Below are 12,141 nucleotides of genomic sequence, written 5' to 3'. Positions count from 1 at the left end.
GAGCGGGCTTGTGTGGGAGCGGGCTTGCTCGCGAATGCGGTGTATCAGCTACATATCCTGCGACTGACACACTGCTTTCGCGAGCAAGCCCGCTCCCACATTTAAAGGCGCTTCTGCAGCGTCCACAGAATTTGAGGTTTTTGAAATGAATGTTTTGATCATTGGCAGCGGTGGCCGTGAACACGCCCTGGCCTGGAAAGTAGCCCAGGACCCACGCGTCCAGAAGGTTTTCGTCGCACCCGGCAACGCCGGCACCGCCATTGAAGCCAAGTGCGAAAACGTCGCTATCGACGTGCTGGCCCTTGAGCAACTGGCCGATTTTGCTGAAAAGAACGTGTCCCTGACCATCGTCGGTCCGGAAGTCCCCCTGGTTGCCGGCGTCGTGGACCTGTTCCGCAGCCGTGGCCTGGACTGCTTCGGCCCTACCGCCGGTGCAGCCCAGCTGGAAGGCTCCAAGGCGTTCACCAAGGACTTCCTGGCACGCCACAAGATCCCGACCGCCGACTACCAGAACTTCACCGAGATCGAGCCGGCCCTGGCTTACCTGCGTGAAAAAGGCGCACCGATCGTGATCAAGGCCGACGGCCTGGCCGCCGGTAAAGGCGTGATCGTCGCCATGACCCTGCAAGAAGCCGAAGACGCCGTGCGCGACATGCTCGCCGGCAACGCGTTCGGCGACGCCGGTTCCCGCGTGGTGATCGAAGAGTTCCTCGACGGCGAAGAAGCCAGCTTCATCGTGATGGTCGACGGCAAGAACGTGCTGCCGATGGCCACCAGCCAGGACCACAAGCGCGTCGGCGACGGCGACAGCGGCCCGAACACCGGCGGCATGGGTGCTTACTCCCCGGCCCCGGTAGTGACCGCCGACGTGCACCAGCGCGTGATGGACCTGGTCATCTGGCCAACCGTGCGCGGCATGGCCGCCGAAGGCAACGTGTACACCGGCTTCCTGTATGCCGGCCTGATGATCGACAAGGCCGGCAACCCGAAAGTCATCGAGTTCAACTGCCGCTTTGGCGACCCGGAAACCCAACCAGTGATGCTGCGCCTGCAGTCGAGCCTGGTGTTGTTGGTAGAAGCCGCCCTCGCCCAGGCCCTGGACAAGGTTGAAGCACAGTGGGACCCACGCCCAAGCGTCGGTGTCGTACTGGCCGCCGGCGGTTACCCTGCCGACTACGCCAAGGGCGATGTGATTGAAGGCCTGGACGCAGCTGCTACGCTGGAGGGCAAGGTGTTTCATGCGGGCACCGCGCTCAAGGATGGCAAGGTTGTAACCGCAGGTGGCCGCGTGCTGTGTGCCACCGCAATGGGTGCCAGTGTCGACGCCGCGCAACAACAGGCGTACAAGCTGGCCGCGAAGATCGACTGGAAAGGCTGCTTCTACCGCACGGACATCGGCTATCGCGCGATTGCCCGTGAACGTGGCGAGAGCAACTGAGTCGTAGCTATCCGTTCGGTTAGGCAAGGGCCCGCGGCCCTTGCCGTACACATGTCGCCCCGCGCATAGTTAACCCGTGCATCAACCTACGAAGGGATTTCGCCGTGCGCTGGCTCAGGATCGCCATAGGTTTCACAGTCAGTCTGCTGACACTGCTCTGCTTGTTCCCGGCCCAGGCCGCGGCGCAAGGCAGTGGTTGGGCAGTATTGCTTGATGAACAGGCCGACCTGCAACTGAGCGACATCCGTTCAGCCCGCTACACCAATCAATTCAGCCCCATCGAACTCGACCGGATCACGGCTGCGCCGCCCGACGGTGCGTTGTGGGTACGCTTCAAGCTGCAACCCGGCGCGCACGAACAAGTGCTGCGGGTGTTTGCCCCGGACCTGTCCCACCTGAGCCTCTACGTACTGGACGGCGACACCCTGGTGGAACAACAGAGCACCGGCACGCGCCAGCCCCAGGCCGAGCGCCCACTGCCCAGCAGCGATTTCATGCTGGCGATGCCCCAGAGCCAGAAAACCCTTGATGTGTACCTGCGCATGGTCTCGGAACACGAGCTGCGCCCGTACATCACCCTGGAGCCGGCCGTCCTCGTCGCCGCCAACCAGACCCAGACGCTGATCTACGGCCTGTTGTTCGGCTGCCTGCTGATGCTGATCCTGCACAACCTCACGCGCTTTGCCTACCACCGCTCGCGCAGCAGCCTATGGCTGGCCGCCTGCGAAGTGCTGTTGATGCTGAGCCTGGCGTTGCTGCTCAATGTGGTCGGCCCCTGGCTGCCAAACTGGCACGCGATCCAGACACCAGGCGCCTACCTCGCCCTGCTGCTCACCGCGCCGTGCGGGCTGATGTTTGCCTACCGCTTCTTCATGCCGCTGGGCCCGCACCCGCTGAACAAGCTGCTGATGGCCGACATCCTGTTTATCGTGCTGTGCGGCCTGCTGCTGTTATTCGTCAACACCCTGCCACTGAACATCATCACCTACGCCCTGGTCGCCCTCGCCGGGTTGAGCATGCTGTTTGTCTCGGCCTATCACTGGCAGAAAGGCTACCGCCCGGCGCGCCTGTTCGTGGCGGCGATGGTGGTATTCAACACGGGTACGCTGATCATCCTGCCCGCCCTGCTCGGCCTCACGCTGCTGGCGCCGCAAGGCTTGATCATCACCCTGCTCGCCTTTATCTGCATCAGCGGCTTGTTGATGAGCCTTGCGCTGGGTGAACGCCAGCGCGCCATTGTCGAAACCCGCTTCAGCCTCAGCCGCGACCTTGCTGCGAGCAACGCCGAAATCGCGGCCAAGGCCGAGTTCCTGGCGAAGATCAGCCACGAAATCCGTACCCCCATGAACGGCGTGCTGGGCATGACCGAGCTGTTGCTGGGCACGCCGTTGTCGGTGAAACAGCGGGACTACGTACAGACCATCCACAGCGCCGGCAACGAACTGCTCACGCTGATCAACGAGATCCTCGACATCTCCAAGCTCGAATCCGGGCAGATCGAACTGGACGACGTGCAGTTCGACCTCAACGCATTGATCGACGACTGCCTGAGCATCTTCCGCGCCAAGGCCGAACAACAGAACGTCGAGCTGATCAGCTTTATCCAGCCTCAGGTGCCACGCGTCATCAGTGGCGACCCGACCCGCCTGCGCCAGGCGCTGTTGAGCCTGCTGGAAAACGCCCTGCAAAAGACCGATGAAGGCGAAGTGCTGATCGTCGTCGCCCTCGATGAACGCAGCACCAAGCCGCGCCTGCGCATCGCCGTGCAAGACAGCGGCCTGCCGATGGAAGCGGCCGAACGCGACGCGCTGCTGCACAGCGAACTGCACAGCAAGAATTTCCTCTCGGCCACCCGCTTGAGCGGCCACCTGGGCCTGGTCATCGCCCGCCAACTGATCCTGTTGATGAACGGCGAGTTCGGCATCAAGAGCGGCAGCCACCAGGGCAGCACCCTGTGGCTGACCCTGCCGCTGGACCCGGAACGCCTGGAACACCCGACGTCCGACCTAGACGGCCCGCTCAAGGGCGCGCGCGTTCTGGTGGTGGACGACAACGACACCTGCCGCAAAGTGTTGGTGCAGCAATGCACGGCCTGGGGCCTCAACGTCAGTGCCGTGCCTTCGGGCAAGGAAGCCCTGGCGCTGCTGCGCACCAAAGCGCACCTGCGCGACTACTTCGACGTGGTTCTGCTGGACCAGAACATGCCCGGCATGACCGGCATGCAACTGGCGGCGAAGATCAAGGAAGACCCGAGCCTGAACCACGACATCCTGCTGATCATGCTCACCGGCATCAGCAATGCGCCGAGCAAAATCATCGCGCGCAATTGCGGGATCAAGCGCATCCTCGCCAAGCCAGTGGCGGGCTACACCCTCAAGACCACCCTGGCCGACGAACTGACCCAACGCAGCAAAGGCACCGTGCAATCACGCCCGACGCCAAGTGCACCGGCCGCCGTGACCGTGCCCGCCGACTTCCGCATCCTGGTGGCCGAAGACAACAGCATCTCCACCAAAGTGATCCGCGGCATGCTCGGCAAACTCAACCTCAACCCGGACACCGCCAGCAACGGCGAAGAAGCCCTGGAAGCGATGAAAGCTCAGCGTTATGACTTGGTGTTGATGGACTGCGAAATGCCGATCCTCGATGGCTTCTCGGCGACCCAGCAACTGCGCGCGTGGGAAGTCAGCCACCAGCGCATCCGCACGCCGGTGGTGGCGCTGACCGCACACATCCTCTCCGAACACAAAGAGCGCGCGCGCCAAGCCGGGATGGACGGGCACATGGCCAAGCCGGTGGAACTGTCGCAGTTGCGCGAGCTGGTGGAGTACTGGGTTGCACAGCGCCAGCAACGCCCGGAACACGCCCCCTCCTGACCTGCAATGCAGTTCCCCTGTGGGAGATTCCATGGTGGAGGGACAACATCTTCACCAGCAGTACCGCCGCCTTCGCAGCCTCGCTAAAGCTCGACAACTCCAACAGGGGATTGGCAGTGCCTGGGCAATCTCCAGCCAAACACTCACTCCCCAGCAACCCCAATCACCTGTGGGAGCGGGCTTGCCCGCGAATGCGGTGGTTCAGCCAACACCTCTGCCAACAGTACCGCCGCCTTCGCAGCCTCGCTAAAGCTCGACAACTCCCACAAGGGATTGGCAGTGCCTGGGCGATCTCCAGCCGAACACTGACAGCCCAGCAACCCCAATCAACTGTGGGAGCGGGCTTGCCCGCGAAAGCGGTGGCTCAGGCAACCTCTCTACCAGCAGTGCCGCCGCCTTCGCAGCCTCGCTAAAGCTCGACAGCTCCCACAAGGGATTGGCAGTGCCTGGATAATCTCCAGCCGAACACTGACAGCCCAGCAACCCCAATCAACTGTGGGAGCGGGCTTGCCCGCGAAAGCGGTGGTTCAGCCAACACCTCTGCCAACAGTACCGCCGCCTTCGCAGCCTCGCTAAAGCTCGACAGCTCCCACAGGGGATTGGCAGTGCCTGGGCAATCTCCAGCCGAACACTGACAGCCCAGCAACCCCAATCACCTGTGGGAGCGGGCTTGCCCGCGAAAGCGGTAGTTCAGCCAACTCCTCTACCAGCAGTACCGCCGCCTTCGCAGCCTCGCTAAAGCTCGACAACTCCCACAGGGGATTGGCAGTGCCTGGGCAATCTCCAGCCGAACACTGACAGCCCAGCAACCCCAATCACCTGTGGGAGCGGGCTTGCCCGCGAAAGCGGTAGTTCAGCCAACTCCTCTACCAGCAGTACCGCCGCCTTCGCAGCCTCGCTAAAGCTCGACAGCTCCCACAAGGGATTGGCAGTGCCTGGGCGATCTCCAGCCAAACACTCACTCCCCAGCAACCCCAATCAACTGTGGGAGCGGGCTTGCCCGCGAAAGCGGTGGCTCAGGCAACCTCTCTACCAGCAGTACCACCGCCTTCGCAGCCTCGCTAAAGCTCGACAACTCCCACAGGGAGTTGGCAGTGCCTGGGCAATCTCCAGCCGAACACTCACCATCCATCAACACCAATCAACTGTGGGAGCGGGCTTGCCCGCGAAAGCGGTGGCTCAGGCAACCTCTCTACCAGCAGTACCACCGCCTTCGCAGCCTCGCTAAAGCTCGACAGCTCCCACAGGGGATTGGCAGTGCCTGGGCGATCTCCAGCCGAACACTCACCATCCATCAACACCAATCACCTGTGGGAGCGGGCTTGCCCGCGAAAGCGGTGGCTCAGGCAACCTCTCTACCAGCAGTACCACCGCCTTCGCAGCCTCGCTAAAGCTCGACAACTCCCACAGGGAGTTGGCAGTGCCTGGGCAATCTCCAGCCGAACACTCACCATCCATCAACACCAATCAACTGTGGGAGCGGGCTTGCCCGCGAAAGCGGTGGCTCAGGCAACCTCTCTACCAGCAGTACCACCGCCTTCGCAGCCTCGCTAAAGCTCGACAGCTCCCACAGGGGATTGGCAGTGCCTGGGCGATCTCCAGCCGAACACTCACCATCCATCAACACCAATCACCTGTGGGAGCGGGCTTGCCCGCGAAAGCGGTGGCTCAGGCAACCTCTCTACCAGCAGTACCACCGCCTTCGCAGCCTCGCTAAAGCTCGACAACTCCCACAGGGAGTTGGCAGTGTCTGGGCGATCTCCAGCCGAGCGCTGACAGCCCAGCAAGCCCGCTCCCACATTTGATCTCTGGCGCCTGATAGACTCGACACACTTCTCTCATCGCGAGCCACTCACATGCTCCACGTGTTATTCAGCGTCTACCTGAAAATGCTGGTGCTCTACAGCCCGTTCTTCGTGCTGTCCTGCTTTATCAGCCTGACCCGTGGTTACTCCAGCAAGGAGCGCCGACGCCTGGCGTGGAAGGTCGCGCTGGCGACCCTGGTGTCGAGCGTGTTGCTCTACCTGTTCGGCCGCGTGATTTTCAGTGTGTTCGGGATCACTGTGGATGCGTTCCGCATCGGCGCCGGCAGTGTGCTGTTCATCTCGGCCCTGGGCATGGCCCAAGGCAAGTCGGCGGTGCAGACCGACAACGTGCAGCAGGACGTCACCATCGTGCCGCTGACCATTCCCCTGACCGTCGGCCCCGGCACCATCGGTGCGCTGCTGGTGATGGGCGTCAGCCAGCCGCACTGGGACGACAAACTCACCGCCATCCTCAGCATCGCCCTGGCCAGCCTCACGGTGGGCGTGGTGCTCTACCTGTCCAACCGCATCGAGCGGATTCTTGGCGACCAGGGCTTGCAGATTGTCAGCCGCTTGATGGGCCTGTTCGTCTGCGCCCTGGCCGCGCAAATCATCTTTACCGGGGTACGCGGCTACCTGGTGCCTTAGATCCGGTACTTGGCGATTGCCAGCTGCACCTTGTCACCCGCGCTCTCGCGCATCAGTTGGATGGTTTTTTCGTTGACCACCGAGGTATTCAGCACCAGACACGTCTGCCCGCTGAAGGCCTCGGACGAGGAACTGTCCCACTCCAGGAACGGCAGGCCGACCTGCTTGCTCACGCCGAGGGTGCTGTAGGTCACCAGCACCATCGTCACTTCGCCATCGGTTTGCGCACAGGACGCCAGGCCGAAATCCCCCCCTTGCTGCATGGTGCTGTTGCGCTTGAACAGCTCGAACGACGCTGGCGCCTGTTTCAAGGCCTCCAGCGCATCCGCCGCCAACTTAGGCAACGCCGCGAACGCCGGCCCGACCAGTGACGTCGAGGCCAGCATCGCCGCGATCATATTCAATGCCGCCAGTTGCACCGTCAGGCCCTTGCCGCTGCTGGAAACCCGCTCAAAGCTGCTACGCAACGGCAGCCAGCCCAGGCTGATCATCACCTTGATAAATTCGTCGTACCAGCCCTCGGTGCCGCGCTGGACCTTCAACACATCGCTGACGTAACTGCTGGCCAGCAAATAGCTTTTGCGGATGTACTCACGATTCAACGCCGACATGCCCTCGACGAACGAAATCACGCCGTTGTTCACCACCGCCGCATTGCAGTCATCCGCCGTATCCACCGGCAGCGCGGCATTCAATCCCGAAGCCCCCGGCAGCTTGTAGGCGGCGATCAATTTACGCCTCTTGGTACTGTTGATCCTTCTTTGATGTCGCTCCATTTCCAGTTCTCCACAAACACCCCACATGGGGCTTACCTGCACACTAGTCCAGCGGCTGGCGGGCTTGCCAGGCGACAAACATGCCTTGGCCGGGCGTGCCAGCCCCCAGCGTCCAGCAACCGCGCGGGCCTTGCGGATTTCAGCGCGCAAAAAAAGAAAAAGCCCCGGACAACCGCAGGTAAATCCCTGGGTCATTCGGAGCTTTCGGGCAGCCACGAGGCTGTTTTCAGGACAGGGGTTTTTCGCCGTACCAGCGTGGCGTGTACACCCACTCACCACCACCGGCGCGCGGGAACGCGCAGGTGGTGGACGAGCCGATCAACACCATGGTGCGCATGTCCACTTGCTCGGGCGTGAGTTGACCCAGGGTGGTGACGCGCAAGGTCTGGCCCGGGCGACCGATGTCGCGGCCCAGCACCACCGGGGTTTGCGGCGTGCGGTGCAGCGCGACGATTTGCAGGGCACGCCCCAGTTGCCACGGCCGCGAGCGCGAGATCGGGTTGTAGAACGCCAGGGCAAGATCGGCCTGGGACGCGAGGTCCAGGCGCTTTTCGATGATTGCCCAAGGCTTGAGGTTGTCCGACAGCGACATCACGCAGAAGTCGTGCCCCAACGGCGCACCCGCCTGGGCGGCGGTGGCCAGCGAAGCTGAGACGCCCGGCAGGATCTGCAGGTCGACCTGATGCCACGCCGGATCGCTGGACTCGTGCAGCGCCTCGATCACCGCCGCTGCCATGGCGAACACGCCCGGGTCGCCGGACGACACCACCACCACCGAACGGCCTTGCGCGGCCAGCTCGAATGCGTGGCGCGCGCGCTGCATTTCTGCGCGGTTATCGGTGCAGTGCTGCACCTGGTCGTCACGGAACGGCCCGGCCATGCGCACGTAGGTTTCGTAACCCAGCACATCGGTGCAGCGTGCCAATTCGGCCTTCACCGCCGGCACCATCAATTCGGCCGCGCCAGGCCCCAGGCCGATCACGGCCAGACGCCCGCGCACACGCCCTACCTGGGACAGGTCCAACGGTTGCTCGGCAACGGTGATCACGATGTCGGCGTCCTGGCTGACGCAGGCAAAACGCAGCGGCACCCCCAGTGCCGCCGCGGCTTCATGCAACGACGCCTCGGCCATCTGCGTATCACTGGCCAACAGGCACGCCAGGGATTGCACGGCGATGCCCGCCTCACGCAACGCCGTGCGCACACGCTCGGCCAGTTGCGCGCCGGGCTTGCAGGTCACGCTGACGTTCTTCGGATAGATCAGCAGTTCGTTGGCCGCAGGCGTGCGCTCGGCACTGCCCACGTGAATCGCCAACTGCGCCTGCTGGTCCTGGCGCAGGTTGGCTTGATCCAACCACGGCGCCGCGCCTTCGATGCGCACGCTTGCGCCCGCCAACAGGTCCGAGACAAAGCGCTTGCCCAGCTCCAGGTCGGCCAGCTCATAACCACTGGGAGGATTGAGCAGGCAGGTGCCGAAACGCAACTCGCCGCTGGTGGTGATCGCCGCAGCCACGTTCAACGCTGCCGCGATGTCCCGCGCCATGACGTTCACACCGCCCAGGCCACCGAGCAGCGGCACCACGGCGCTGCCGTCTTCGGCCACGGCCAGCACGGCGGGCTCTTCGCCTTTCTCCAGCAGCAGCGGCGCCAGGGTGCGGATCACGATACCGGCGGCACACAGCGCAATCAGCGGCGTGCCTTGTTGGTACAAGTGCCGCAGGGTCGTGCCGAACTCGCTGTAGGTCTGGTCCGCGCCTTCAACCCGTGCGGCCAAGCCGTGGATCAATGCGCCCGGGTAAACCTGCTGAATCTTGCGCGCAGTGGCCAGGCTGCCCTGGCCCAGAATGACAATCGCCGGCGTCATCAACCTTGCCACCGTTCACCGGGCACGATGATCAGCGAAAAGTACGGCGACGACGACGGATCCACCTGATCCAGCGCCACGATCTTCTGATTCGCCATGGTGGCGCGTTCCACATACAACGCGCGCCCGGCCAGGCCGAGTTCTTCCAGCACCTGGCGTACCTTGGGGAAGTTGCGGCCCAGCTTCATGATCACCGCCGCGTCGGCATCGGCCAGGCGGCGCTTGAGATCGTCATGGGGCAACACGCCGGAAAGCACCGACAGGCTCTGGTTGCGATACACCAGCGGCGCGCCCAGCACCGAGGCGCCGCCGAGCATCGAGCACACGCCGGGAATCACTTGCGCTTCATAACGTTCGGCCAGGCGGTCGTGCAGGTACATGTAGGAGCCATAGAAGAACGGATCGCCTTCACAGATCACCGCCACATCGCGGCCGGCGTCCAGGTGCGCGGCCACATCGACACTGGCCGCGTCGTAGAAATCGCTGATCACTTGCTCGTATGACATCGGCGCCGGCAAGGCTTCGGTGGTCACCGGGTACACCAGCGGCATCAGGGTCTGCTGCGGCACCAAGTGATCCTCGATGATGCCGAACGCGTTGCCCTTCTTGCCCTTGGCCACGAAGTACGCCACCACCGGCGACTCACGCAGCAGGCGCAGGGCCTTGAGGGTGATCAGTTCCGGGTCGCCGGGGCCTACGCCCAGGCCGATCAACCGTCCGCGAGCCTGCATTATTCGACCTCCGTGGCCAGGGCATTCACCGCGGCGGCTGCCATGGCACTGCCGCCCAGGCGGCCCTGCATGATCACGAACGGCACGCCACGGCTATCGGCGGCGAGCATCGCCTTGGATTCGGCAGCGCCGACAAAGCCCACCGGGAAGCCGAGGATCAGTGCCGGTTTCGGTGCGCCGGCATCCAGCATTTCCAGCAGGTAGAACAACGCGGTCGGCGCGTTGCCGATCACCACCACGCTGCCTTCCAGGTGCGGGCGCCACAGTTCCAGCGCCGCAGCGGAACGCGTGTTGCCCAGCTCCCGCGCCAGCTCCGGCACGCTGTCGTCGCGCAAGGTGCAGATCACCGCGTTGTTGGCCGGCAGGCGCGTACGGGTCACGCCTTCGGAAACCATCCGCGCATCGCACAGAATCGGCGCGCCGGCCGCCAGCGCATCGCGCCCGGCCTTGCCCGCGCCTTCGGAGAATTGCAGGCCGTCGATGGCGTCGACCATGCCGCAGGCATGAATCACCCGCACCGCGAGTTTTTCCAGGTCGGCCGGGATGCGCTCCAACTTGGCTTCCGCGCGAATAATGGCGAAGGAGTTGCGATAGATCTCCTGACCGTCGCGGATGTAATCAATCATCGGTGTTGCTCCGTGGGCGGGCGCGCAGCAAGGCACCCGTCGCTTCAATAGAAAGGGCGTGCGCGTGCAGCCGGCCGAAACCCGGGTGGGCTGCATCGCGAAAATAGAGGTCGTAGTGGCCGGGGCTTACCGCCAGCAAGGTCACCGGCGCGATGTGCGCGGCGGCGCAGGAACGCGGGCAGCCGGACAAGTGCACGCCGTGCCCTGGGTGCAGGGCGGCGAGTTGCACGGCGTCGGCCTTGGTATCGGCCAGGGCCTTGGCGCAACCGCTGGAGCCGGTGCAGGCGGTCATGTGCGCCAGGGGCTGGTCGACTGAGCAGAGGAAGCCCAGTTGCGCCAGGCGCTCGGTCACGGCATGGGGTTTTTCGACGCCGGGCAGCAGCACGCCTTGCCAAGGGGTGAAGCGCAAGGTGCCGTCGCCGTGCTCGCTGGCCAGTTGCGCGGCGCCTTTGAGCATCGTCGAATCCAGGCGCCCCAAGGGCGCGATGGCGGCGACATAGAATTGATTTTTTTGCACCTGTGGATAAGTCCCCAGGTGCAATAACGCGCCGCTGGGCGGGCGTTTGAAGCCATCCGCTGGCAGCAGCGGCAGGCTGAGGTGGCTCAATAACTTATCCACAGCCAGATGGCGCATGCGGGTTTGCGCCGGGGTCGCCAGGTCGAGAAAGGCTTCCAGCACCGCCACCACCAGCGCATGGCCCTGCTCCAACGGCACGGCGGCCACCGGCGCATCGAGCCCCGGGCAACCGGCCAGGCCGAACGCGAGGAGCGTCTGACCATCGCGCACGAACGCCGACAGCCACAGGTCATGATGATGTTCGAGCATCGCCAGGTCCTCGCCGCCATCCAGTTGCACGGCGAACTTGGCCGACAACTCGTGGAAACGCGGGTGGCTTTGCAGGGTGTTCAGGATCTGCCCGGCCAGCGGGCGCGTGTCGAACAGCATCTGCGGGTCGATCCCGGCGCTGGGGCTGAGCATCAGGTTGCGCACGTCGTCGCCAGCGGCGTTGTTGGGGCCGAGGTCGGCGGCCAAGAGCATCGCGATCAAGGCCCCCTCTTCGGTGCCGATCCCGCGGATCTGCAGGTTGGCGCGATTGGTCGCCTCGATCACCCCGCCTGCATAGGTCTGGGCGGCGTCCGCCACCGCATGGGCCTGGGCGGTGGTGATCGAACCGCCGGCCAGTTTGATCCGGCAAATACCGCCATCCAACGCCTGGACAATACGCAGCAACCCCGGACAAGCCGAGGGGCGCAAGGTATTCACAGCGGGCGTTGGTTTCACGGGGCTTCCGGTTGACGGGTAAAGGCGCGGTATTATGCCTGCTTTGTCCGGCAGCATGAAAAGCCTGCCCGTCGGATGTCGCTCAAGGAATTTTT

General features: G+C 63.9%; 8 protein-coding genes. 3 read left to right on the top strand and 5 right to left on the bottom strand.

The annotated features are described in order from the left end of the window. The first annotated feature begins 145 nt into the window (after window positions 1-145). The 3 genes from purD to AC3ISR_RS03065 all read left to right on the top strand — a co-directional run bounded on the left by purD (window position 146) and on the right by AC3ISR_RS03065 (window position 6,767). Window positions 146-1,438 carry a phosphoribosylamine--glycine ligase gene (gene purD, locus AC3ISR_RS03075; protein ID WP_192300195.1) on the top strand — a complete coding sequence of 431 codons (1,293 nt, stop codon included), beginning with the start codon at window positions 146-148 and terminating at the stop codon, window positions 1,436-1,438. Between the two features lie 104 nt (window positions 1,439-1,542). After that, window positions 1,543-4,314, top strand: a complete 2,772-nt coding sequence (locus AC3ISR_RS03070) for a hybrid sensor histidine kinase/response regulator (RefSeq protein ID WP_192300196.1) — start codon at window positions 1,543-1,545, stop codon at window positions 4,312-4,314. Window positions 4,315-6,170: 1,856 nt separating this feature from the next. Then, window positions 6,171-6,767 carry a MarC family protein gene (locus AC3ISR_RS03065; RefSeq protein WP_003171467.1) on the top strand — a complete coding sequence of 199 codons (597 nt, stop codon included), beginning with the start codon at window positions 6,171-6,173 and terminating at the stop codon, window positions 6,765-6,767. On the opposite strand, the gene AC3ISR_RS03060 is transcribed toward AC3ISR_RS03065, so the two are convergent. From AC3ISR_RS03060 to cobG, 5 genes are all read right to left on the bottom strand, one after another. Then, window positions 6,764-7,543, bottom strand: coding sequence for a hypothetical protein (locus tag AC3ISR_RS03060; protein WP_192300197.1), 780 nt, complete (start codon window positions 7,541-7,543; stop codon window positions 6,764-6,766). The genes AC3ISR_RS03065 and AC3ISR_RS03060 overlap by 4 nt on opposite strands. Window positions 7,544-7,769: 226 nt before the next feature. Next, window positions 7,770-9,407, bottom strand: coding sequence for a precorrin-3B C(17)-methyltransferase (gene cobJ, locus AC3ISR_RS03055; protein ID WP_489324575.1), 1,638 nt, complete (start codon window positions 9,405-9,407; stop codon window positions 7,770-7,772). Next, window positions 9,407-10,138 (bottom strand): precorrin-2 C(20)-methyltransferase, encoded by a 732-nt coding sequence (locus AC3ISR_RS03050; protein WP_192300199.1) that lies wholly within the window; start codon window positions 10,136-10,138, stop codon window positions 9,407-9,409. Before AC3ISR_RS03050 ends, cobJ begins: the two co-directional genes overlap by 1 nt. After that, window positions 10,138-10,764, bottom strand: coding sequence for a precorrin-8X methylmutase (locus tag AC3ISR_RS03045; RefSeq protein WP_226455663.1), 627 nt, complete (start codon window positions 10,762-10,764; stop codon window positions 10,138-10,140). Before AC3ISR_RS03045 ends, AC3ISR_RS03050 begins: the two co-directional genes overlap by 1 nt. Further along, window positions 10,757-12,103, bottom strand: a complete 1,347-nt coding sequence (gene cobG / locus AC3ISR_RS03040) for a precorrin-3B synthase (RefSeq protein WP_463984657.1) — start codon at window positions 12,101-12,103, stop codon at window positions 10,757-10,759. Before cobG ends, AC3ISR_RS03045 begins: the two co-directional genes overlap by 8 nt. Window positions 12,104-12,141: the final 38 nt, after the last annotated feature.

Source organism: Pseudomonas sp. GL_117 (assembly GCF_057835125.1).
The sequence above is the reverse complement of the archived record's forward strand: the minus strand, read 5'-3'. Positions and strand labels throughout refer to the sequence as shown.